Genomic DNA, 22,598 nt, shown 5'->3' with positions numbered 1-22,598 from the left:
AAGAGAGGATGTCGAATCGTCGCGTGGGCGAGTAGAGAACGTTCCTTGATGTCGCGCTCCCGTTCAGTCGATATGTGATCTGCGCCGCCGGATCGGCGAAATCTCCCTGCTCGACAATGCCGTCATGGCGCCAATGATTCAAAGCAGACGATGCGCGAACCGGACGTTAGCGATCTTCGCCCGTTCAGTCAATATCCGCATTCCGTCGTTGACCAATCGCGCATTGTGACCGCGACTAAGAGCACGTTTGACCACCCCGGCGCAAGGAACAGTGGGTCACGCTGCGGATATTGGGGAGCGCCGCCGCTGTTCCAGCCCGCTAACTCGATCCTGCGAACACCACGTCGACCCAGTAGTTGGTGGCTTGGTAGCTGCCCGTGGGGAACGTGTTCGAGGCACCGTAGGCATACACACCATTCCCGCCGGAATCAGCGCTCGCCGGCGCGGTCAAAGGACCATTGACGTACGCACTGGTGAAATACGCCTGCGTCACAGAATAATAACCCGACGACGTGAAATAAGACGCGACATACGTCGTATTCGCCGTCACCGCCACCGGAGAGGAGAAGTTCACCTGCTGCCAGCCCGACGCCGACTCACCACTGAAGGTCGCACTCGCCAGCAACGTCCCACTCGAACTCCACAAACCACCCACGTGAGTCCCCGTATTCAGCGAACCCTTGAAGAACCGGATACCACTGATGGAACCGTTCGCAGACGCCGTGAACTTCACCCCGACGGTGACCGGCGAAGTATCGGGATTCGACTGGACGGCCGGAACCGCCGTGTTGTCCCACAGGCTGGACGTTGGCGTGTACACCACGTCGACCCAGTAATTGGTGGACTGGTAACTCCCCGTGGGGAACGTGTTCGCGGCACCGTAGGCATACACACCATTCCCGCCGGAATCAGCGCTCGCCGGCGCCGTCAAAGGACCATTGACGTACGCACTGGTGAAATACGCCTGCGTCACAGAATAATAACCCGACGACGTGAAATAAGACGCGACATACGTCGTATTCGCCGTCACCGCCACCGGAGAGGAGAAGTTCACCTGCTGCCAGCCCGACGCCGACTCACCACTGAAGGTCGCACTCGCCAGCAACGTCCCACTCGAACTCCACAAACTACCCACGTGAGTCCCCGTATTCAGCGAACCCTTGAAGAACCGGATACCACTGATGGAACCGTTCGCAGACGCCGTGAACTTCACCCCGACGGTGACCGGCGAAGTATCGGGATTCGACTGGACGGCCGGCACCGCCGTACTGTCCCACAGGCTGGACGTTGGCGTGTACACCACGTCGACCCAGTAATTGGTGGCCTGGTAACTCCCCGTGGGGAACGTGTTCGAGGCACCGTAGGCATACACACCATTCCCGCCGGAATCAGCGCTCGCCGGCGCCGTCAAAGGATAGTTGTTATATGCATTTGTGAAGTACGGCCGCGACATGGCATAATGGCCCGGCGTATGATAAGACGCGACATACGTGGTGTTAGCACTGACGTCCACCGGGGTGGAGAAATTCACCTGCTGCCAGCCGCTTGCTGTTTCATTGGTAAAGGTTGCTTCTGCGAGTAGCGTCCCGGTAGAACTCCATATATGGCCGACGTGCGTCCCCGTGTTGGCCGCGCCCTTGTAGAACCTGACCCCGGTGATCTGGCCAGAGGCGGTGGCCTTGAACTTCACCCCTACTTCCAAGGACTGGGTATCGTTGCTCGAATCCACGTCCGGGACAGTCGTCGACGACCAAAGCGTGCAACATGTCCCGCCTACGGTCACATTCACTGTGGTCGGATTCGTCTGGAGGTTGCCGATATCGTCGACTGCGCGAACGCTGATCGTCACGGGTCCATTGGTGGTGGGCGTCCATTGGTACTGCCAGGTGCTTCGGCCGGTCGCCTCGAACCATCGTGTGCCGTCGAACGAGACTTCCACACCTCCGACGACGCCGCCCCCGGTATCGCTGGCCGTTCCCTGAATAGTGACCGCCCTTCCCAGGGCCAGACCGGCACCACTCGACGGATTGGTGATCGTTGACGTCGGTGGAGACGTGTCCGTCGACTGGGTCGCCGGCACCAGGCCGGGCTGGAGGCTGGCCGGCTGAGTGCCCATGTCAGCGAAGAGGTTGACCGTCGCCTGCTGCATATTGATGTCGGTGGGGCTTCCGGCCCGATCGTGGACTGCGTCGAGCCCCCACGCCCACTGGGTGGTTCCCGCTCCGAAGACGAGCGCTCCGCTGGGAGCCCGGTAAAGCGTCAGGCTGTGTGTGGCGGTCCCCGCGCCGTATTGGCCCCCGTAGTCGAGCAGGAATGTGGTGGCCTTGCTCACGGTCGTACTCGAGTACCTGACCAGTCCGGGCGGTGCGGTGGCGTCGTCGGGAGCCTCGTCCCACTCGTACCCCAGCGTACCTGCGGGAAAGGTCGCCGCCTGGCCGGGAGGAAGATTGACGATCGACGTGTTGCGCCACAACCGCATGTCGCTGTACGCAGCGGGGACCTGCATCGAATCGTTGGCGACCCCGTTGACCATGAACAGCGTGCCTGTCAGTGCGTTCTCCGGTCGCCCTCCGTCCGCCGGCGGGGAGAAACGCGGATCGCGCCACGTCCCGGTCCACGTCGAAGTCGGATCGAGCCTCATGTTCGCGAGCGTCTCCTTGTAGCAGACGAGCGTCCTGAACGAGGTGCCGTCCGCGATGCTGTTCTCCCACCTGGTCTTCCAGAAGCTCTCGTTTCCGGAGAAGAAGGTGAGGTTCACACCATTGTCGCGAGCGTTCTGCACGTTGGTCCGCATCTCGTTGGACCAGTATTCGTCATGGCCGGAGGACATGAAGACCTTGTGCTCGAGAATCTCCGCCGGCCGCATGGCGGTATCCACGTCGGTGGTATAGCTCACGTCGAACGCGTTCGCCTCGAGCCATCTGACCATCGGATATTCGGAATCGAAGAACCAGCTGTACACAGAGCTGTCCCGGGTATTGAACGGACGGTTGTAGCTCACCTTGAACGCCCGGCCCGCCGGGGCACCTGTATAGAGGCTGTTGCCGCCGTAGGAGTTGTACGCCTGCCACGTGGCGTCAGACGTCTGCACCAGAAAATCCGAGTGACGTGTGTCGTCCCGGACGACGAAGACGATATGGCTGGCCTCACCGGTCACGTCGTCACGCACCAGCTTCGCGATGTAGACGCCGGAGACCGCGCTCGCCGGCACAGCCCATGAGGCCGATACCGCCCAGTTGCCACAGTCGATCAAGCCGGTCGTGCTGTCGGTCAGACAGTTCGGCTGCGTCTGCGGCAGAGCGGCGGACGGCTGAACCGTAGCGATGAGGCGAGCTCCCATGCCGCCGTAGTAGCCCATGCGATAGATGTCCACGTGATAGGCGGTCGCGGGAGTCAGCACCTTGAATTGTACGGTCTCCCCTTGGGCGACACTCATTTGAGTGGCATATCCCTGGATATTCGGGGAACCTGATCCGGAGACATCCCATTGGCTGGGCGGGTTTCCGGGAAGGCTGTTCTCGATACAAATGACCGACGTCGGTGGACACGTTGCTCTACGAGCGCGGGCCCCGCTCTTGGCAATTCGACCGTTTCTCGGAGGTGGTACGGGCAGGGCTGAGCGCATGTCGGCGGACTTGGCGACGGGTGCGTTTCTCAACGACGCTGCCGGTGCTGTCTGCGAACCACTCGCGACCTGAGGAACGTGCCCAGCAGGCTTGGGTGCGGACGCGTGCGAAGGACTGGAAACGCCCTGGAGCAGACCGAGCAGGACGACCAGACTGGTCGCGCGAGCGATCCAGAGCCTCAGGCACCGCCCGCGCCCCAGCCTTCGCCTGTTCGCGCCGTCTCGCACCTTAGATCTGCTCAATTCATTGGTCCTTGGTACGTCCAGCGGAGTGGTGATGCGCGGCGGCATCGAGGTGCTTGGCATCCGAGCTGTCGACAACCCGGGCGTGCTAGGAGTGCACTTCCTCGGCGACGGGCTGGTCGGAGGTGGTCCGCACGAGGATTGCGGGTGAGGTGCTTGGGGCCCAGTGGATGGGTTGTTCTTGGTTGAAGGTGGTTCCGCCGAGGTAGACGGCGGTGATGGTGTGTTGGCCTGGGGTGAGGGTGGAGGTGGTGAGGGTGGCGGGTTGTGTGGTGCTGTTGAAGAAGGCGGTGCCGATGACGGTGTTGCCGTCTTTGAAGGCGACGTTTCCTTGGGGGGTGAGGGTGCCGCTGGTTTGCTGGACGATCGCGGTGAGGGTGACCGGTTCTCCGTTTCTGGCGGGGTTGTTGTTGGAGGTGAGGGTCGTGGTGGTCGGGCGGTCGTCGGGGAGTTGGATCAGGGTGGGGGGCTGGCTGGTGGCGCCGGTGATGGTGATGGCGTTGTTGAGGGTGAACAGGCGGCCTATGGGGTTGGCTCGGGTGTTGACGTTGATGGCGTTGGCGGCGATGAGGTTGCCGCGGAAGGTGGCGAAGGTGTTGAGCGTGGCGGAGTCGCTGATCGCCCAGTAGAGGTTGTTGGCCTGGGCGCCTCCGGTAAGGGTGATGGTGCTGGACATGGCGGCGCTGAGGGTGGCGGCTTTGAAGACGAAGATGGCGTCGGGGTTGGCTTGGGCGTCCAGGGTGAGGGTTCCGTTGATCTGGAAGTTGCCGGTGGTGGAGTCGTAGACGCCGGGGGTTCTGGTGGTGTTTCCCAGTTCCGCGGGCAAGGTGGCGTTCGGTGTCATCGCCGCGAGGTTGTTGTAGGCGGTCACGACGTCGGCTTTGGCGTTGGCCGCGGTGGAGTCGCCGGCGTGGGTGTTGCCGGTGATGGTGCCGGGCGGGAAGCCGGTGACGGTGGAGCCGGGGCTCACCCCGAGGTCTCCGATGACCGTGGTGAGATTGGTGTTGCTGACGCTTGATCCCGCCAGGACCGCGAACGGCGCCGCATTACCAATACTCACCGGCCGTACCTTGACGACGTTGCTCTGCGTTGCGCCGGCGACGGTCGTGACGAGAAGGGCCGCCAGAGGCGCTGCCAACGAGAGGCGTGCCTTCGATGCAAGCAATGTGCGGAAATCAGTAAATGCCATACCATTTCCCCCTATTTACGGCCAGCGATTCGACACGCCGAGCAGAGCCGCCGCTGGCACGCTCAGCTCAAGATATCGAGTTAAAACCTTTAAGTAAGTAACGCGCATGGACATGGAGGGGTAAGGTTCGCACAAAAAAGCCCATCAACTGGAGTCTTCGTTGATCGGCTAAAACGCGCACTTGCTACCGTTCTAAGCGCACACAATCGTCGCACGTGGTGACGGCTCGCGGCCGAGTTCTGACATTCGCGCGATATTTCACGCCCTGATCGTGGCTGTGCGAGCTCCGGCACGAGGCTTTGAGGAGTTGTGTCACATGTCGATGTTCCGTAGCGACGCATCCGATAACGCGGTCGGCTCGACCGCGCTGGAGCATGGGGTGAATGCTCAGCAGCGTCCGGAAACTCGGGAATCAGCAGCGAACCGCAGCAGCGTACGCCCCTGGAGGAAATGCGCGGCCGTGGACGATGCCCGGCGCCCGCGTAGCTCACGAAACAGCGCTCGTTCCTGGCTGTCCGTCGCGCTGACGGCCGTTCTCTCGATGGGCGCCATCGCCATGACACCGGGAAGTGCTCAGGCCCAGCCGGTGAGTATTGGTAATGCGGCGCCGTTCGCGGTCCTGGCGGGATCAAGCGTCAGCAACACCAATCTCACCACGGTCATCGGAGACCTCGGGGTGAGCCCCGGCTCCACCGTCACCGGCTTCCCGCCCGGCACCATCACCGGCAACACCCACGCCGGCGACTCCACCGCGGCCAACGCCAAAGCCGACGTCGTGACCGCCTACAACAACCTCGCGGCGATGACACCGAACGCCACCTTGCCCGCGGAACTGGGAAACACCACCAGAACCCCCGGCGTCTACGACTCCACCACCGGCAACTTCCAGATCAACGGAACCCTCACCCTGGACGCCCAAGCCAACCCCGACGCCATCTTCGTCTTCAAAGCCGCCACCCTCAGCGCCGCCATGTCCAGCACCATCACCCTTACCGGAGGCGCCCAGGCCAACAACCTCTACTGGGCGATCAGCGACTCCGCCACGCTCAACACCTTCGCCACCTTCCGCGGCAACCTCATCGCCGCCAACGCCATCAACGTCAACACCCGAGCCAACCCCATAGGCCGCCTGTTCACCCTCAACAACGCCATCACCATCACCGGCGCCACCAGCCAGCCCCCCACCCTGATCCAACTCCCCGACGACCGCCCGACCACCACGACCCTCACCTCCAACAACAACCCCGCCAGAAACGGAGAACCGGTCACCCTCACCGCGATCGTCCAGCAAACCAGCGGCACCCTCACCCCCCAAGGAAACGTCGCCTTCAAAGACGGCAACACCGTCATCGGCACCGCCTTCTTCAACAGCACCACACAACCCGCCACCCTCACCACCTCCACCCTCACCCCAGGCCAACACACCATCACCGCCGTCTACCTCGGCGGAACCACCTTCAACCAAGAACAACCCATCCACTGGGCCCCAAGCACCTCACCCACGATCAATCAAGTCGTTTCTACTAGCTTGTGGACGAGTACCGATGCTCCGGATGTCCAATCGCATCCCGATGCTCAGCCAGTTGCCCTCGGGGTGAAGTTCACGGCGTCTGTGAACGGTTCCATCAGTGGCATCCGGTTCTACAAGGGTTCACTGAACACGGGGACTCACGTGGGAGGTTTGTGGACTGCGAGCGGGACGTTGCTGGCGAGTGCGACTTTCACCGGTGAGTCGGCGTCGGGCTGGCAACAGGCGAATTTTTCCACCCCGGTGTCGGTGACGGCGAATACTACGTATGTCGCGTCTTATTTCACGTCGTTGGGTAATTATTCTGTGACGCGACCGTACTTCACCAGTGCGTACACCAACGGTCCTTTGACCGCGCCGGCGAGCGCTGATTCCGGCGGGAACGGTGTGTACGCCTACGGCGCCACGAACACGTTCCCCACGGGGACCTACCAGTCCACCAACTACTGGGTCGACGTGGTGTTCACACCATCGAGTTAGGACGTGTCGTGAGTTCGGAGCATGGGGCCTGGCAGGCTGCGTAGCCAGGTGATGGATCCGCGCAGGTGGAGCCGACGGTGTAGCCGTCGGGTCAAGAGTCACAGGCTGGCGGAGGCCTGCATATTCTGCCGGAATCTTCCTGGTGAGGTGCCGTACTCCCGTCGGAAGGCGTTCGCGAACGCGAACTCCGTCGAGTAGCCGACCTGTCGGGCGATCGCAGCCAGCGGCGCTGAGGTCTCACGCAGCAGCCGGGCGCCGAGAGCGAGGCGCCAGTCGATCAGGTATGTCACCGGTGGCTTACCGACCAGGTCGGTGAACCGCCGGACGAAGGTCGTACGTGACATGCCCGCGATCTCGCTCAGCCGCAGCACCGTCCATTGGCTGTCCGGCGCGTCGTGGATGGCCCGCAGCGCCGCGGCGACCCCCGGATCGGTGATCCCCGGCCATGGTTCGTCGCTGGACTGCTCCTGCCAATGTCGCAGCGCGTGGACGAGCGTGAGGTCGACGAGCGCGGATCGAGTCGCGTGGGTGCCCGGCCGGGTTTCGGACAGGTCGTCGTCGAGCAGATCCGTCAGCGACCGAAGTTGCGGGTGGCGTTCGTAGTCCGGCGAGATCGCGACGACGTCCGGCAGGGCACGGAGAAACCGATGAACCTTGCCACCGTCCAGGCGATAGCACCCGCAGAGGAACTCGAAGTCGGACGGGCCGGGACGCGGAGGCTCGCCACTCATGCTCGCCGCCGGGAGCGCGCCGAGTGCGGACGGCGCGTGGCTGAGCCCGTGCTCGGAGCCGTACGGGGCGACCACGACATCACCCGGCTTCAGCGCGATCGACTCGCCGCCCCTCGAGATCAGCCAACCAGTGCCGCTCAACACAATGTGAAACCCGACGCCCGCGAAGGAGGGGTAGCGCGCGCCCCAGGGGCCGGACTCCGCGATCCGGCGAGCGTAGGCGTTACCGGCACGGATGGTGCCGATCACCTCGCTGATCATGTCCATGGCCAGATCGTAGGTCGCGCGCCGCCTCGGAAGGGACGCACGCGTATACATCCGGGCCGATCGGACATGGTCGCCGACGTCCACGTCTGGTTGAGTCGATGGACGTGATACCTGATGCGATCGCTCACGACCAGGCCCTCATCCTTCTCGGGAATGCCGAGAAGACCGAGCAGCAGGATCGCCCGACCACCGAAAGCCTTGACGTGGTGCGCCGTCATGGCGGGTTCGCCCTCCGGACGCCCGAGCGGTTCGGCGGGGCCTGGGCCGACGCCACCACCGTCGCTCACCACCTGTCGGAGGTGGGCCGGTACTGCCCCTCCACCGCCTGGATCGCCGGCACCTGTGCGACCGCCAAGACCTTCACCGACGATGTCTTCGGCGACGCGGTGCCACCCGAGTGCTACGCCGACCCGGACGCGCTCGCCTGCGGATCCGGTCTGGCGGCGGGCAGTGGAGAGCCCGAGCCGGGTGGCATCCGGATCAACGGCCGTTGGCCGTACGTCTCCGGCTGCGAGGACGCGTCCTGGGCCGCCCTCGGGGTGATGGTCGACGGCGCGTACGCGTTCGCGGTGATTCCCATGGCCGACCTGACCATCGAACGGACCTGGGACTCCGTCGGCATGCGCGGCACCGGCAGTCACACCGTCGTGGCCCGGGACCTGCTGGTGCCGGCAGAACGGATGAGGCCGGTGAAACCACCGGCTCACGCCACCATGGTGTTCTATGCGATCACGGTGCTCGCCCCGGTGGTGGGCGCGGCACGCGGCGCGCTCGACATCGCGAACGCGATGTTCGCCTCGGATCGCAAGCCGTACATGACGGCGTACTCGCGGATGGGTGATTCGCCGGCGGCGCGGCACTGGCTGGCTCAGGCGACGCTGCTCGTGGACCGCGCCGAACGCACCCTGTTCGCCGCCGCGCAGGCCGTCAACGCGGGCGACATCACGGAGACCGACCACGCGCGGCTGGGAATGGACCTGCCGGACGCCGCCCGTGACTGCCGGGCCGCCGTGGAGCTGATGCTGGACCTGCACGGAGCGAGCGGCTTCGCCACGACCAACGCGTTGCAGCGGTACTGGCGGGACATCGCGGTCGGCAGCCGCCACGCGCACCTACGGGCCTACCTCGCGGCGGAGAACTACGGCCGGGCTCTCGTCCCCGAAAGCTGATGCGGGCCGCGACCGTCGTCCTCCCCGGGCAGCGGTCCGGCCCCCGCAGCGTCGCACATCGCCCATCCCGGCGGAGACGTCCAGCTCCTCATTGCCGCCGTGTCGCTCGGAATCGTCGGGGTGGGCGCACTGGTCGTCGGTCTCGTGACGCGGCAGGACGTCTTCCGGGTCTTCGAGCCCGACCGCGGAGGCGGCACGGTCATCGTGATGGTGATCGGCGTCGTCCTGATCGCCCTGGCACTCGCCGGACTGCTCGCCCTGTGACCGGGCCTGGCGGGACCCGCACGGTCACCGCTCCCTGAGCGCATCGCGCAGCTCATTCGCGTGTACGGGGCGTCATCGAACCTCAGAGGCCCTCCAGCAGAACCAGCTTGCCGTAACATGCCCAAAATCATCCCGCTATGCCCTAATTGTGAGCATATGGGTGCTTCATGGCGAAAATCGCTATACTCCACGAGCTGTACGCCATCGAGTCGGCCGTGTGGATGGGATGCATCCGCGTACAAACGTGGCTGGCCAACCACTCGGAGGTCCGCCTGTGATCGACATGCCCCTCGCCTTGTTGGCGTTGGCCGTATGAGCACCTACCTGATCTGGGGCGCCCTCGTCGGCGTCATCCTCGCTGCCAGCGCCGTGTTCTGGCGCATCCGCGTGCGGAACCACGTGGACAGTGATGACCCGGACGCTATGTGGTTCGGGCAGCTGGGCGAAGGGGCCGGCGAGGACGCCTTCGTCGACCGGCGGTTCGCCGCCGGCGACGCCAGCCGGCGGCGCATAGCACGGATCGGCGAGCGCCGGCTGCCCTGACCGTTGCCGTCGGGTGATCGCACGATCTTGGGACTAGGGCCTGTCTCGAAGTCCCCGTCCGTAGCGCCGCACAGTAGGACAGCGGACTTCGAGACAGGCCCTAGACCCCGCGGCGCATGGTGCGGGTGCCGAGAAAGAGCCCGACGGCCGCGAGGGCACAGGCGGCGATCAGGCCGTACAGCGCAGAAAGATCGGCGAGCTTGCCGGCGAAGAGAGCGCGCTCGGCGCGTACGAGGTAGGCGATCGGGTTCAGCCGGGCGATGGCCCTCAGCCATTCGGGACCGTGCTCGATCGGCAACAGCACGCCGGAGAGAAGAAGCAGCGGATACGTCAGTACCTGGGTGACGGTCCAGAAGAGGGTGCCGTTGGGTTGGGCGGCGATCGCGAGCGCGAAGGACAGGCCGCTCAGACCGATGCCGAATATCACCAGCAACGCCAGCCCGGCGAGCGCGCCGGCGGGGTAGAGCCGGAATCCGAGCGGGAGGGCCAGCGCGACGATGAGCGTGGCCTGCACGAGGAGGATCACCGACTCCTTCATGGTCCGGCCGATCAGCATCGCGGTGCGGCTGAGAGGGGTGACCATCATCCGCTCGGTCGCACCACCGATCAGTTCGATCAGCAGGGAATGTCCGGCCGCCATCGGACCGAACAGGCCCATCATGACCAGGATGCCGGGCGCGAACCACTGCCAGGAGGACCCGCTGGAGGCGCCGTATCCGCTCACGCCCTGCAGCAGCCAGCCGAACAGGAACATGAACAGAAGAGGCTGGATCATCGCGAAGATCAGGCTGAGGGGCTGGCGTAGTTCGGGGGTGAATTCGCGAGAGAACACGATCGTGGTGTCTCGAAGGAACTTGACCATGCTGCGGCTTCTCCGTCCTAGGAATGGGCGCCGTCGTCCTGATCGGTTGCGTCGCCTTCGCGCAGGCTGCGTCCGGTGAGGGACAGGAATACGTCGTCCAAGGTGGACCGTCGGGTTTCGGCGGTGACGGCTGTGATGCCGGCGGCGTCGAGCGTGCGCAGGTACTCGGGCAGCGCGGTTTCGGCGCGGGGCACGCGGAGCCGGACGGTCGTCGCGTCGGTCTCCACCGCGGTGACCGCGGGCATCCGTTCGGCGACGGCGGTGGCGGTCGCGGCCTCCGTCGGATCGACGACGGTGACCACGACCTGGTCTCCGGCGAGTTCGCGCTTCAGCCCCTGGGCCGTACCGTCGGCGATGATCCGGCCGCGGTCGATGATCAGCACCCGCTCGGCCATCCGGTCGGCCTCGTCGAGGTAGTGGGTGGTCAGGAAGAGGGTCATACCGTGTTGTTCGCGCAGGCGCAGGACGTGCTCCCACAGATTGGCGCGACTCTGCGGATCGAGGCCTGTGGAGGGCTCGTCCAGGAACAGCAGCCGGGGACGGTGGAGCAGGCACATGGCCACGTCCACCCGGCGACGTTGCCCGCCGGAGAGGGTTGCCGGCTTACGAGCGGCCAGCGGCTGCAGATCCAGTAGCCGAAGCGCCTCGTCGGCGCGCTGACGAGCGTGCGCCCTGCTCAGGCCGTAGCTGCGCGCCTGGGTGATCAACTCGTCTCGGACCAGGAAGTTCTCGCCCGTACTGCTCTTCTGCCCGACGTAACCGATGGCCGAGCGCACCCCGGTGGGATCGGTCAGGACGTCGTGGCCGGCGACGGTCACCCGGCCGGAGGTCGGCGGAAGCAGGGTGGTGAGCATGCGCAGCAGCGTCGACTTTCCCGCGCCGTTGGGCCCGAGGAGTGCCACCAGTTCACCGGCCTCGACGTGGAGGTCGATGCCCTGGACGGCTTCGATGGTGCGCTTTCTCACCCGGAACCGCCGGGTGAGACCTTCGGCGTGGATCATCAGCACCCCTCGTCGGCTTCTTGGAACATTGATGTTCCATAAGAGGACGCTAGCGTTCTATATGGGGATCGGCAACTGTAGGCTGTTTCGAATGAGCGGCACCGCAGACACGCAGTCGGGAACTCGCAACCGCACGCGCCGCGCCATCCTGAGCGCGGCCTCCTCTGTGCTCGCCCGCGACTGGTCGGCGCCACTCGCCGAGATCGCCGATGCCGCCGAGGTCGGCCGCACCACCCTGCACCGCTACTTCCCGGACCGGGAAACGCTGATCAAAGCCGCGGTGGACGACTCGGTCGAGGTGATCACGGCATCCACCGCGGCGGCGGCGATCGAAGACGGACCGCCGCTGGAGGCCATGCGCCGACTGGTGGCGGCGATGGTCGAGGTCGGCGACCGGCTGATGTTCGTGTTCGGCGATCCGCGCGTGCTGGAGACCTACGGGGTGTCCAAGGCCGACGCGCCACTGGAGGACGCGGTGGTCTCGCTCATCCGTCGCGGCCAGGACGAGGGGGTCTTCGACCCGGGGGTGAGCCCCGTCTGGATCCGGCACGTGCTCTGGGCACTGGTCTACACCGGTCTTGAGGAGTCGGAAGGCGGGCGGCTACCCCGCCACGGCGTCACCGCGACGGTCATCCGCACCTTCGAAAACGGAATCATGCTGCGTCGATCGGACGAGAGCTGAGCGCTCCGGGAGCGAACCGGAACTGGACGGCCCCACTCGGCTCCGGGTGGAGACGGACGTCCACCCAAGATACGGCGGCTGACCCACGACGATGGGGCCGCCGGCTTCCTACCGTGGCGACGTCCAGATGACGTACCCCGCGGAGGAGGTGGGATCGGTGAGCGGTCCCGTCGAGATCATCCTGATCATCGGTGCGGTCGGCTACATCCTGGCCCGCCGTCTGCTCGGCGAGCCCGCTGAGGCCAAGCGCATGCTGCTGCTCCCGGCCGTGCTCGCAGGAGTCGGGCTCACCGATCTGGCCAAGGTGCACCAGTCCCCGGTCTCCATCGGATTCCTGGTCGGTTCCACCGCGCTCAGCCTGGTGCTGGGCCTGCTGCGCGGCGCGAGCATCCGCGTGTTCGACAAGGACGGCATCGTCTACCTGCGCTACACGGCCACGACCGTGGTGTTGTGGGTGATCAACCTCGCGGTCAGGTTCGGCGCGAGCGTCGTGCTGGGCGTAGTGGACCCGACCGCTGAGCACGCCGGCAGCAGTGGGCTGATGCTCACGCTCGGCGCCGGCATGCTGGTGGAGGGGCTGGCCGTACTCTCCAAGGCGATGCGCACCAGCGGCCGGGTCGTGTGGGCGAAGGGACGCGACGGCGCACCGCCCACGATGTCGTCCCTGCTGGACGGGTTGCAGGAGAAGGTGCAGACCAGGTCCCAGACAAGCCCTCCGCGTCGGCGCGGTGGCCTCGCGGCGCTGATCGAGGACGTGCGCAACCTCGACATCCGGCGGCCGAACGACAACGGCTCCGCCCCGTACGATGGGCCGCGACCGAACAGCGGCGGCTCCCGCGAAGGGCATGACCCGCACCACCGTGACCGATGACCATGGCCGGTATGGGCGGAGAATGTCCGGCGATGAACGGTGAGCCTGACGACACACGCCCGGCCGGGGTTCCCGTCGACGACGCGCCGACGGGAACCTCGGCGCGGTTCCCCGACGAACTGATCCGCCCGTTCGTCATCGGTACCCTCTCGGTGCTCAGCCTGATCCAGTTCGTCGAGCGCCCGCCGGTCCGGTTCGTCTGGCTGACCTGGGGCTTGGTGGTGGTCACCCTCGCCGCGGGGGTCGCGTCGTCGATCGTGCCCTGGCGTCGCCTGCCGGACCGGATGCAGATAGCGCTGGTGTCGGTGTTCATGGCCGCCGGCGCGCTGTTGTTCCCGCTGTCGGGGACCACTGCGGCCAACGCATTGGTGTTCCTCGCCTCCATCACCGCCGGCGAGAAGCTGGCCTCGCGGCGGGCCGCGTTCACCATCGTCGGAGCCGGGACCGCCGTCACGGCCACCGCGACCTGGGTCGCCATCGCCCTGCTACACGTGCCGGACGTGGGGACCTGGTGGATCTCGCTCATCGTGGGCCTGCCCCTCTACATCGGCCTCGCGCGCCGGGAACGGGCCGACGCGGTGGCCGCCTCCGACCTCGCCGCCCGGCAGAGCCGGCGCGCGGCCGCGTCCGAGGCTCGGGAGGCCGCGCTGGAGGAACGCGGGCGCATCGCCCGGGAGATCCACGACGTACTCGGCCACGCCTTGTCCGGCGTCGCCATGCAGTTGGACATGGCCGACGCCCTGCACGCCGAGGGCCGAGACCAGGACGCCAACGAGGCCGTACGGCGAGCACGAGCCCTGGCGGTGTCGGGGATCGGGGAGACCCGCCGCGCGATCCACGCGCTGCGCGAGGACACGTTGCCGCTTCCTGAGACCATCGCCCGTATCGCGCACGGCGGCACGGCCGGCTTCGAGATCCAGGGCGAGCCCGGCGGGGTTCGGGTCGAGGTCGCCCAGGCCGTCATCCGCACCGCGCAGGAGGCGATCACCAACGCACATCGGCATGCGCCCGGCGCCGAGGTGCACCTGCTGCTCGACTACACCGACCGGCTGATCCGGCTCACCGTCACCGACACCGGGACGGCCGAGCCCGGCGCCCGGCCGAACGACTCGGGCAGCGGGATGGGCCTGGTCGGGATGCGCGAGCGCGCCAGTCTGCTCGGGGGCACGCTGTACGCTGGCCCCGCCGAATCGCCCGCCCCAGGCTGGACAGTGCGATTGGAGTTGCCGCGATGACGTCGATCCGGCTGTTGGTCGTCGACGACCAGGCCGCGATCCGGGACGCACTCGCGGTCATGCTCGACCTCGACCCGGACATCTCCGTCGTCGGCACCGCCGCCAACGGCGAGGAGGCGGTCACCGCGGTCGATGAGCACGACCCGCAGGTCGTACTCATGGACCTGCACATGCCGGTCATGGGCGGCGTCGAGGCCACCCGCCGGATCCAGGCCGCCCGGCCTGGCCTGCCGGTCGTGGTGCTGACCACCTTTGAGGACGACGAATCCATCCTCGCCGCACTGCGCGCCGGCGCCCGCGGCTACCTCACCAAGGACTCGGACCGTACGAAGATCGTCCAAGCCGTACGCGGCGCGCACGCCGGCCAAGCGGTCCTCGACCCCGACGTGCAGTCACGGCTCCTCGCCCTCGCCACCCGCGCCCCCGCACCCGAGCCGGACACGGCTGTGCCCCTGACCGCGCGCGAACGGGAGATCCTCGACCTCATCGGCCAGGGCCTGCGCAACAACGAGATCGCCCGGCGCCTGTACATCACCGAAGCCACCGTGAAGACCCACATCAACAATCTGTTCGCCAAGGCCGACCTGCACTCTCGCGCCGAGGCCGTACGGCTCGCCCTCACCCTCGCTGGGAGCAGACAGGAAGACGGACGCTCCTCAATGTGACCCTCGGGCTTCCGTGTGGGCTCACTTTTCACCGCGCTGAGCGGATTCGGCCTTTGGCATCCGTGCGTGCTCCGTGATGCCGAGGTCGCGTAGGTCGAATCCGGCCGCCGTGACGTAGCACATCAGTCGGGTGGAGATCGGGTGGAGGGACCTCGACCCGCCCCACCTCCACCTCATCTCGGTTCACCAACCGATGTGGGACACATACCCGAATTCCTAAATTGTGGCCGCAGCAGAACGAAACCGCGAATCTGAAAGGCCACGGCTATGGACATGGGCGTATGGATTTTGAATCTGGCCGTACTCTTCATCGTGCTGGAATCCGATCTCGGCACGCGAAGAGTCACCCGATCCCGCGTTCTCCGCCCGGTCATCAGCGCCGCAGCCATCGTGCCGATCTTCATCGACGAACTCGCCACCAGCGGGTACGGCCTGATGCTGGAAATCGCCGGCACGGTCGCGGGACTGCTGCTGGGGCTCCTGGCCAGCGCCTTCATGCCCGTACATGAAGGCGTGGCCAAAGGCCGCCGCTGCGCGAAGTCCCGTGCCGGCGTCGGCTATGCCCTGACGTGGATCGCCGTGGTCGGCGCACGCCTTGCCTTCGCCTACGGCACCGCACACGTTTTCGGCCGGCAGCTGGGCAAATGGATGGCCACCCATTCCGTCTCCGGAGGCGCACTCACCGACGCCCTGATCTTCATGGCGGTGGTCATGATGCTCACCCGCACGGCCCTTCTCCAGGCCAAGGCCAGGGCGACACTGACCCACATCCAGCCGACCGAAGCCGCCCTTCCGGTGGAATGACATCCCGGGTTACGGCTCGCCGGCTTCGCCACGTACACGAACGACAGACCACCAGATCGACACGACGTCGAAGGAAATAACCCGCACCCTGGGCCCTACTGCCGGTCGTCGGCATGGCGGAGGCCGGCCGGGCGGGTCCACGGGATCAGCGCCGGGACGCGAGCGCGGTAGGCCTCGTACGAGGCGCCGAACTCACTCGCCATCAGGCCATCCTCGATCCGAACCCGGCGCAGCAGCCAGGGGACGGCGATCACCAGAAGAACGATCCAGATGCCGAAGCCGCAGGCCAGCATGCCGCCGGTGACCAGGCCGAGCAGACCGGTGTAGATGGGGTGTCGGACCAGCCCGTACGGTCCGTCGGTACGCAGCTGGTGGTGCTCCTGGAGCATCGGAACGCTGGCCCACATGGTGCCCAGAACCCAGCGGGCCCAGAGCAGCAGAGCGGTGGAGGCCAGGGCGATCAGGGCGCCCAGGAGCGCGAGCTCGGGCTGCCAGTACTGCAGATGGCGCCAGAAGGAATGCGGAAAGCGTCTCACCACCACGACGAACACGCCGACGCCCACCATGAGCAGCGCCCGGCGAGTCATGGCGCGACGCATGCCACGGACCCAGCCGCCCAGACCAGCCTGGCTCTTCACACCGAAATAGACGGCACCCAAAGTCCAGGCCACAACAAACGTCAGGACACAGGCGCCGATGAGCACGACGAGTACGGAATGAAGTGAGTGCATGGCCCAAGGCTGCTCCGCGTACGAAGTGCGTCACCACCACCCACAGACGGACTCGGAAGAGTCCACCCACAGGTGAAGCGCGCTGACACCGTCGGTTCGCCCGAGCGCGCGCAGCTCGCTGCGCAGGGCGTCGTCGCCTGAAACCGGGCCTTCCCAGCGTGCGGGCCTGGACATCGTCAGCCGGGGTACTGCGCAGGACGCGCCTCGCCACGGATCCAGTCGCCGCCGTCCCGGCGGATCTGACAGTCCCAGCCCATATCCCGCAGCCGGTCTTGCAACGCTTCGGGGTCCACGAAGTTCTTCACGATCCGGAACTTCCCGCCGTCTCGCAGCCGCCGTTCGACGATTTCGTCGGCGCCCGCGACGTAAGTCTCTTTCTCGCAGATATCGGCGTGCTCGTCGATGAACAACACGCGTCCATCCTCGGCCAGGAGACGCCGCGTCATCCGCCAGAACTGTTCGAACCGGGTCATCGGCACATGGGAAAGCCAGGCCGAGAAGAAGATCACATCAAACCGGTCGTCCGTCGTCCACGAAAATACGTCGGCGACCTCGAAAATGACGTTGCCGGACCTCACTCGATCACGAGCGATGGCCACTGCCTCGGGCGCCGCATCGATCGCCACGACCGTGTCAGCGGCGGCCACGAGCGCCTCTGTCCACAGCCCGGTTCCGCAGGCGATCTCCAACACTCGTCCGCTCGGACGCATCTGCGCGACCAGCCGCGCGATGCGCTCCCGAGCCGCCGCGACATCCCCGTACGCAGTCACGTCGTACTCGCTCGCACGGCGACGGTAATAGCCGACCTGATCGGCCAGAACGTCGTCCATCACGTACAGATCATCACGCGGCGGCGGCCGCGAGTCCAGCAGAAGCCCCGCCGGCCCGGCTCGTCACGACGGGGGCCACTGCGCGTTGACACGGCCATCCCGGCACCCCCGCGTGGTGTGGGCGTAGATCGTCCTCATGACCTGCTGGGCGTCTTTTTCTTATGAGAGATCGCATCCAATAGCGGCCTTGCAGCACCTCTCGGCAAGGAGCCCGCTGCTGCGGAAACTGACGATGAGCTACGAGACAAACGCGAAGCGCTGAACTTGTTGACACTCTGTCGAAGTAGGAGATTTCCGGCGAACTTGACCAAACCACCTATATGACTAGATGGTGGCACGATGCCGCGGGAGCCATCGATTCGTGTGCCTGCGGCGATCAGAGGACTCGAGGAGAGGAGAAGACCGAATGGTCTTCCTAGGAATCGTCCTGGCCGCCGCCGCCGTGGCAGTGGGCGTCGGCATCGTCACCGAGAACTCGTCATCCGCCTCGCTCAGCATCTTTGGCCATCATGTCCCCGGAGTACATACCGGCGCGCAGGTATTCATCGTCGGAGGGATCGTCTCGGCGTTCGTCGTCGTGGGCCTCGCGGTGTCGTTGCTCTCACTACTACGTTCCATGCGCGTCCGCCGCGAGCTCCACGACCTGCGGGATGAGCGCGAGGAGTCGATGTCGGCGCTGGTGACGAAAAATCAGCAGCTGGAGCGGGAGCTGGCCCGCACCCGCAGTGGTGCTGGAAGTGCTTCGGCGGCGGGCCAAGTGCCCGTCACCGCCCAGCAGGGTCGTGTCACGGAACCGGCCTCCCAGTTCTTCGACCAGTCCGTGTGACCCTGCGGCTCCTACGCGCAAGAACCTCCACATGCGACGGCTCTTGCGCGTAGGAGGCGGTGTCACTCCTCCGGTCGATGCGGTCATGATGGAGCCGTGGATCCCGGCGCCCTGTACTCCCTAGGCGAGGACGCGTATTTCTCCGGTCGGATGGATGAGGCCGATCGCCTTCTGAGCCAGGCGGCCGAGGCGGGTCATATCGACGCTGCCGTCCGTCTGGGACGCCTGTACGCCGAGGCCGGCCGTGAGAACGATGCCATCCGGTGGTATCGAGCGGCAGCAGACCAGGGCGCCACCGACGCGATGATCAACCTCGCGCTCCTCATCGAGGACGATGATCGCGACGCGGCCCTCCGCTGGACCCGTCGCGCGGTCGCCCTCAGCCCTGGTCTCATCGCCCGCTACAACCTCGGCATCTTCTTCGAAGAGGACGGCCTGTTGGAAGAAGCGGAGCGGTATTACCGGATGGCCGCCGAGGTGGACTACCCGGCGGCACGCAACCGCCTCGCCTGCCTGCTCAAGGAAACCGGACGCCGAGATGAGGCGGAACGGTGGTATCGCCGCGCACTGGACGAGCGAGCCGAGTCGTATGACGTCCCAGAAGACGACGACTTCGCGGCGAACACGAGCATCATGTACAACCTCGCAGTACTCCTCGAGGAGACCGGCCGGCCGCAGGAGGCGCTGGGTCTCTATCGCGATGCCGCGGCGAGGGGCGACGCCGAGGCCGCCCGGGACGTCACCCGGCTCGAGCGACCGTGAGAGCGCCCTTCGTGTAGGTCGGGGCCCGTGCCGTACGGCGGTGAAGCACAGGACGCGCCTCGTGGCCATCGATGGCCTCGATCGGGGTAAGAGGGGTGCGCTGTGGTCGTACGACGGGAGACGCTGTGGATCAGCCCAAGACCGCGTTCGTACTGGGCGGCGGCGGACTGCTGGGCGCCCATGAGGTCGGCATGCTGCGGGCGCTCGCCGAGGCGCGAATCCGGCCGGACCTGGTCGTCGGGACCTCGGTCGGCGCCTTCAACGGGGCGTTCGTGGCCTCGGACCCGGCGAAGGCCGTCGACCAGCTGACCAAGGCGTGGCAGGGCGACGGGGCGGGGTCGGTGTTCGCCGGCTCGTTCTTCAGCCGCGTGTCGACCCTGATCCGTTCCGGCACGCACCTGCACTCGGCGGAACTCCTCGCGACCGCGCTGGGCGCGCTGATCCCCGCCGACCGGATCGAGGACCTGGCCGTGCCGTTCCACTGTGTGGCCGCCAACGTCGAACGCGCCGAGGCGCGGTGGTTCACCCACGGCCCGCTCGTCCCGGCGGTGCTGGCCTCCTGCGCGGTCCCCGGTATTCTCCCGGCGGTCCGCATCGGCGACGAGCACTTCTACGACGGCGGCCTCGTGCACAGCATCCCCGTCGGCCGGGCCCTGCGGCAGGGGGCTCGGAGGGTGTACGTCCTGCAGGTCGGCCGGATCGAGGCCCCACTCACCGCGCCGACCAGGCCCTGGCAGGTGGGCCTGGTCGCCTTCGAGATCGCCCGGCGGCACCGGTTCGCGGAAGAGATGGCCGAACTGCCCGATGACGTCACCGTCCACGTCCTGCCCACCGGGTCGACCGGCCAGGGCGCGGGCCTGTCCCAGCTGCGCTACCGCGATGCCTCACAGGTCGAGTCGAACATCGAGCGGGCGTACGCGGCGAGCCGTGCGTACCTGTCGGACCAGTGATTCTGCCGTGCTCCCGCCGCGGTTCGTCAGGCGCGTCGTCCTCGCTCCGCTGCTGTTCGCGGTGACGATCGCGGCGGTGGCGGCCTCCCCGTTGTTACTGCTCATCGGCGCGGTGGCCTCGCGCGGCCGGCACCGGTTCCTGCGGATCGCGGTCATCTCGGAGCCGCTACGCGCGCAGTGGTGGCGCGTTCCGCGCGAAGCGATCCCCGAGGACGACCGGGAGCGGTGGCTCTTCGACTGGTGGCAGACGATCGACGCCTGGATCGCGGAGAACCGGCCGCAACCCACCGCCACGTAGCCGCCGGCGCGGGCCGAGCGGACCGGTACCGGAGCTTCAGTCGAGGAGGCGGCGGAGCAGTACGAGCGTTTGTGAGAGTTGCGTCCGCTCGGCGTCGTCGAGTCGGCCGGCGATCGCGTCCGTGAGGTTCTCGTGGCCGGCGTCCCGGCGTTCGGCCAGCAGGCGCTTGCCGTCGTCCGTGATGGCCAGGAGCTTTCGTCGCCGGTCGTCGGGGTCCGGGGTGCGCCGTACGAGTCCTCGGTCGACCAGGCCGGCCACGGAGACCGCGACCGACTGGTGAGTGATCTTGTCCAGCCGGGCCAGGTCGGCGACGGTGTGCGGGCCCTCGCGGTCGAGCCGTTTGAGGAGCGAGACCTGCGACAGCGTCACCTCACGAGCCGGCGATACCGCCCGGACCTGCCGGACCAGCGCGCCGACCAGGAACTGCAGCTCATCGGCGAGGGCCGCGGCGTCCGACCCGGTGGCCGCCTCTCCGCCGACGGCCACCGCTTCTTCATCCATGTTTGCCGCGTTCCGTCTCATATCCGCTAAAGTACAGGAAAACTGCGCAGTTCGGTTGCGTGTATCCGTGGGAGTGAGGCGCGTGGTGAGCGATGACGTCACTGGTCGGCTGAGGATCGGCGGGAGGGAGCGCGGCTTCACGATCCGGCTGCCCCGAGCAGTGCCGGATGACCGGCAGATGCCGCTCGCCCTCGTTCTGCACGGCAACAACCCGGACGCCGGCGGATGGATCATGCGCGAGTGGACCACCTTCGACGAGCAGGCCGACGCCTGGGGTCTGGCGGTCGCCTACCCGGACGGTTTCGAGGGGTGCTGGGCGGACGGCCGTGGTGTCACGACGTCCGACGAGGCCGGAGTGGACGACGTCGCCTTCCTCCGCGCGATCATCGACTGGTCGGCCGACCGGTACGACACAGCGCCGGATCGGGTCGTGGTGGCGGGGATCTCCAACGGCGCCTTCATGGCCCACCGGATGGCGACGGAGGCGAGCGACCGAGTGGCGGTGCTGGCGGCCGTCGCCGGCGGGCTGCCCGCGGCCCTGCGCGACCGTCGGCCGACGCACGCCGTGTCGGCGATGCTGATCCACGGCACGGCCGACCAGCTCACACCGATCGACGGTGGCTACTCCCGCCGCCGCGGACCGGGCGGCGAGCTGCGCGGTCGCATGCTCTCGCTGCAAGAGACGGCCGAGCACTGGCGCACCATCGACCGGTGCCCATCCGGACCGGGCGAGACGCACACCACCGAGCTCTCCAGCCGCACCACGACGGACGGTGGCGTCGGCGGCACCCAGGTCGTCGCCTGGACGGTGTACGGCGGCGGCCACACCTGGCCGGGTATGCCGACCCCGCCCGAGTGGGACGAGCCGGCCACCGAGGAGTTCGACGCGGCCGAGGAGATCTGCCGCTTCGCCCAGCCCCTGCTCGTCTCCGCCGACACCCGGCGGCTCTGACCGAAGGAGAAAACCATGGCAGTGATCGGCAAGATGCTGAAGAACCGGCGAGCCGGAGAGACGGGCCTCGCCTGGAACTCACCGAACCTGGCCGACGGGGACACGCTGACCCTGACCAGCCCGGACTTCGAGAACGAGGAGACGCTCCCGACCGTTCACGCCGCGAAGCGAATCGGCGGCAAGGACCTCTCACCGGCCTTGAACTGGTCCCCGGCACCTGAGTCCACCGGGCAGTTGCTGCTGGTCGTCGAGGATCCCGACGCGCCCACAGCCGCGCCGTTCGTCCACTGCGTCGCCCTGCTGGACCCCTCGGTGACCGGCCTCGCCCAAGGGGCGCTCGGCGCCGAGAACCCCGCCGACGGCGTGAGCCTGCTGCGTTCGGGCATGGGCCGCGGCTACCACGGCCCGGCGCCGATCAAAGGCCACGGCCCGCACCGGTACGTCTTCCAGCTCTTCGCTCTCGCCGAGCCGGTCACCGCGGCGTCGAGCGGCGCCGCCCTGGACTCCGCCAAGCCACGCGACGTTCTCGCGGCTGCGGGCGGCGTCCTCGCCCGTGGCCGTCTCGACGGTTTCTACGAACGCCCCTGAG

General features: G+C 66.8%; 23 protein-coding genes. 15 read left to right on the top strand and 8 right to left on the bottom strand.

Annotated elements, in window-relative coordinates; genetic code table 11:
* Positions 1-319: 319 nt before the first annotated feature.
* Positions 320-3,436, bottom strand: coding sequence for a DUF4082 domain-containing protein (locus ACQP2O_RS02555; protein ID WP_433179578.1), 3,117 nt, complete (start codon positions 3,434-3,436; stop codon positions 320-322).
* Positions 3,437-3,956: 520 nt separating this feature from the next.
* A complete protein-coding gene (locus ACQP2O_RS02550; protein ID WP_433179577.1) occupies positions 3,957-4,928 on the bottom strand; it encodes an ice-binding family protein in 972 nt (323 codons plus the stop codon).
* Positions 4,929-5,373: 445 nt separating this feature from the next.
* Here ACQP2O_RS02550 and ACQP2O_RS02545 point away from each other — a divergent pair, with 445 nt between their 5' ends.
* Positions 5,374-7,065: a DUF4082 domain-containing protein gene (locus ACQP2O_RS02545; RefSeq protein ID WP_433179576.1), complete on the top strand. Its 1,692-nt coding sequence runs from the start codon at positions 5,374-5,376 to the stop codon at positions 7,063-7,065.
* Positions 7,066-7,163: 98 nt separating this feature from the next.
* Here ACQP2O_RS02545 and ACQP2O_RS02540 read toward each other — a convergent pair whose 3' ends face one another.
* Complete coding sequence (locus tag ACQP2O_RS02540; protein WP_433179575.1) at positions 7,164-8,063, bottom strand: AraC family transcriptional regulator; 900 nt, start codon at positions 8,061-8,063, stop codon at positions 7,164-7,166.
* A 98-nt stretch (positions 8,064-8,161) separates the two neighbouring features.
* Between ACQP2O_RS02540 and ACQP2O_RS02535 the strand changes: the two genes are divergently transcribed.
* The 3 genes from ACQP2O_RS02535 to ACQP2O_RS02525 all read left to right on the top strand — a co-directional run bounded on the left by ACQP2O_RS02535 (position 8,162) and on the right by ACQP2O_RS02525 (position 10,039).
* Positions 8,162-9,232, top strand: coding sequence for an acyl-CoA dehydrogenase family protein (locus ACQP2O_RS02535; RefSeq protein WP_433179574.1), 1,071 nt, complete (start codon positions 8,162-8,164; stop codon positions 9,230-9,232).
* A 99-nt stretch (positions 9,233-9,331) separates the two neighbouring features.
* On the top strand, positions 9,332-9,496 hold the full coding sequence (locus ACQP2O_RS02530) for a hypothetical protein (protein ID WP_433179573.1): 165 nt from the start codon (positions 9,332-9,334) through the stop codon (positions 9,494-9,496).
* A 312-nt stretch (positions 9,497-9,808) separates the two neighbouring features.
* Positions 9,809-10,039 carry a hypothetical protein gene (locus ACQP2O_RS02525; protein WP_433179572.1) on the top strand — a complete coding sequence of 77 codons (231 nt, stop codon included), beginning with the start codon at positions 9,809-9,811 and terminating at the stop codon, positions 10,037-10,039.
* Positions 10,040-10,139: 100 nt separating this feature from the next.
* Here ACQP2O_RS02525 and ACQP2O_RS02520 read toward each other — a convergent pair whose 3' ends face one another.
* Positions 10,140-10,901 carry an ABC transporter permease gene (locus tag ACQP2O_RS02520; RefSeq protein WP_433179571.1) on the bottom strand — a complete coding sequence of 254 codons (762 nt, stop codon included), beginning with the start codon at positions 10,899-10,901 and terminating at the stop codon, positions 10,140-10,142.
* A 17-nt stretch (positions 10,902-10,918) separates the two neighbouring features.
* Positions 10,919-11,902: an ATP-binding cassette domain-containing protein gene (locus tag ACQP2O_RS02515; RefSeq protein ID WP_433179570.1), complete on the bottom strand. Its 984-nt coding sequence runs from the start codon at positions 11,900-11,902 to the stop codon at positions 10,919-10,921.
* A 91-nt stretch (positions 11,903-11,993) separates the two neighbouring features.
* Here ACQP2O_RS02515 and ACQP2O_RS02510 point away from each other — a divergent pair, with 91 nt between their 5' ends.
* The 5 genes from ACQP2O_RS02510 (at position 11,994) to ACQP2O_RS02490 (ending at position 16,159) form a co-directional block, all read left to right on the top strand.
* A complete protein-coding gene (locus ACQP2O_RS02510) occupies positions 11,994-12,584 on the top strand; it encodes a TetR/AcrR family transcriptional regulator (protein WP_433179569.1) in 591 nt (196 codons plus the stop codon).
* A gap of 157 nt (positions 12,585-12,741) precedes the next feature.
* Entirely contained in the window at positions 12,742-13,455 is a 714-nt protein-coding gene (locus ACQP2O_RS02505; RefSeq protein ID WP_433179568.1) for a hypothetical protein, read from the top strand.
* Positions 13,456-13,487: 32 nt separating this feature from the next.
* Positions 13,488-14,690 carry a sensor histidine kinase gene (locus ACQP2O_RS02500; RefSeq protein WP_433179567.1) on the top strand — a complete coding sequence of 401 codons (1,203 nt, stop codon included), beginning with the start codon at positions 13,488-13,490 and terminating at the stop codon, positions 14,688-14,690.
* Positions 14,687-15,355 (top strand): response regulator, encoded by a 669-nt coding sequence (locus ACQP2O_RS02495; RefSeq protein ID WP_433179566.1) that lies wholly within the window; start codon positions 14,687-14,689, stop codon positions 15,353-15,355. Before ACQP2O_RS02500 ends, ACQP2O_RS02495 begins: the two co-directional genes overlap by 4 nt.
* A 267-nt stretch (positions 15,356-15,622) precedes the next feature.
* Positions 15,623-16,159: a hypothetical protein gene (locus tag ACQP2O_RS02490; RefSeq protein WP_433179565.1), complete on the top strand. Its 537-nt coding sequence runs from the start codon at positions 15,623-15,625 to the stop codon at positions 16,157-16,159.
* Positions 16,160-16,254: 95 nt separating this feature from the next.
* Here ACQP2O_RS02490 and ACQP2O_RS02485 read toward each other — a convergent pair whose 3' ends face one another.
* Together ACQP2O_RS02485 and ACQP2O_RS02480 are read right to left on the bottom strand one after the other, a co-directional pair.
* On the bottom strand, positions 16,255-16,890 hold the full coding sequence (locus tag ACQP2O_RS02485; protein WP_433179564.1) for a methyltransferase family protein: 636 nt from the start codon (positions 16,888-16,890) through the stop codon (positions 16,255-16,257).
* Positions 16,891-17,066: 176 nt separating this feature from the next.
* Positions 17,067-17,720: a class I SAM-dependent methyltransferase gene (locus tag ACQP2O_RS02480; protein WP_433179563.1), complete on the bottom strand. Its 654-nt coding sequence runs from the start codon at positions 17,718-17,720 to the stop codon at positions 17,067-17,069.
* A 406-nt stretch (positions 17,721-18,126) separates the two neighbouring features.
* Between ACQP2O_RS02480 and ACQP2O_RS02475 the strand changes: the two genes are divergently transcribed.
* From ACQP2O_RS02475 to ACQP2O_RS02460, 4 genes are all read left to right on the top strand, one after another.
* Complete coding sequence (locus ACQP2O_RS02475; protein WP_433179562.1) at positions 18,127-18,546, top strand: hypothetical protein; 420 nt, start codon at positions 18,127-18,129, stop codon at positions 18,544-18,546.
* A 96-nt stretch (positions 18,547-18,642) separates the two neighbouring features.
* Positions 18,643-19,308, top strand: coding sequence for a tetratricopeptide repeat protein (locus tag ACQP2O_RS02470; protein WP_433179561.1), 666 nt, complete (start codon positions 18,643-18,645; stop codon positions 19,306-19,308).
* Positions 19,309-19,433: 125 nt separating this feature from the next.
* The gene (locus tag ACQP2O_RS02465; protein WP_433179560.1) at positions 19,434-20,258 is read left to right on the top strand and encodes a patatin-like phospholipase family protein; all 825 of its coding nucleotides are present in this window, start codon (positions 19,434-19,436) and stop codon (positions 20,256-20,258) included.
* 7 nt (positions 20,259-20,265) lie between these two features.
* Positions 20,266-20,556: a hypothetical protein gene (locus tag ACQP2O_RS02460; RefSeq protein WP_433179559.1), complete on the top strand. Its 291-nt coding sequence runs from the start codon at positions 20,266-20,268 to the stop codon at positions 20,554-20,556.
* Between the two features lie 36 nt (positions 20,557-20,592).
* Here the strand turns inward: ACQP2O_RS02460 and ACQP2O_RS02455 are convergent, their stop codons facing one another.
* Positions 20,593-21,057 (bottom strand): MarR family winged helix-turn-helix transcriptional regulator, encoded by a 465-nt coding sequence (locus ACQP2O_RS02455; protein WP_433179558.1) that lies wholly within the window; start codon positions 21,055-21,057, stop codon positions 20,593-20,595.
* Positions 21,058-21,142: 85 nt separating this feature from the next.
* Between ACQP2O_RS02455 and ACQP2O_RS02450 the strand changes: the two genes are divergently transcribed.
* Both ACQP2O_RS02450 and ACQP2O_RS02445 read left to right on the top strand, forming a co-directional pair.
* Entirely contained in the window at positions 21,143-22,009 is an 867-nt protein-coding gene (locus tag ACQP2O_RS02450) for an alpha/beta hydrolase family esterase (protein WP_433179557.1), read from the top strand.
* 15 nt (positions 22,010-22,024) lie between these two features.
* Positions 22,025-22,597, top strand: coding sequence for a YbhB/YbcL family Raf kinase inhibitor-like protein (locus ACQP2O_RS02445; protein ID WP_433179556.1), 573 nt, complete (start codon positions 22,025-22,027; stop codon positions 22,595-22,597).
* Position 22,598 lies beyond the last annotated feature (1 nt).

The sequence above is a fragment of the Actinoallomurus sp. CA-150999 genome, assembly GCF_050942425.1.
Taxonomy (GTDB): domain Bacteria; phylum Actinomycetota; class Actinomycetes; order Streptosporangiales; family Streptosporangiaceae; genus Actinoallomurus.
This window is presented reverse-complemented; position numbering and strand designations above follow the sequence as displayed.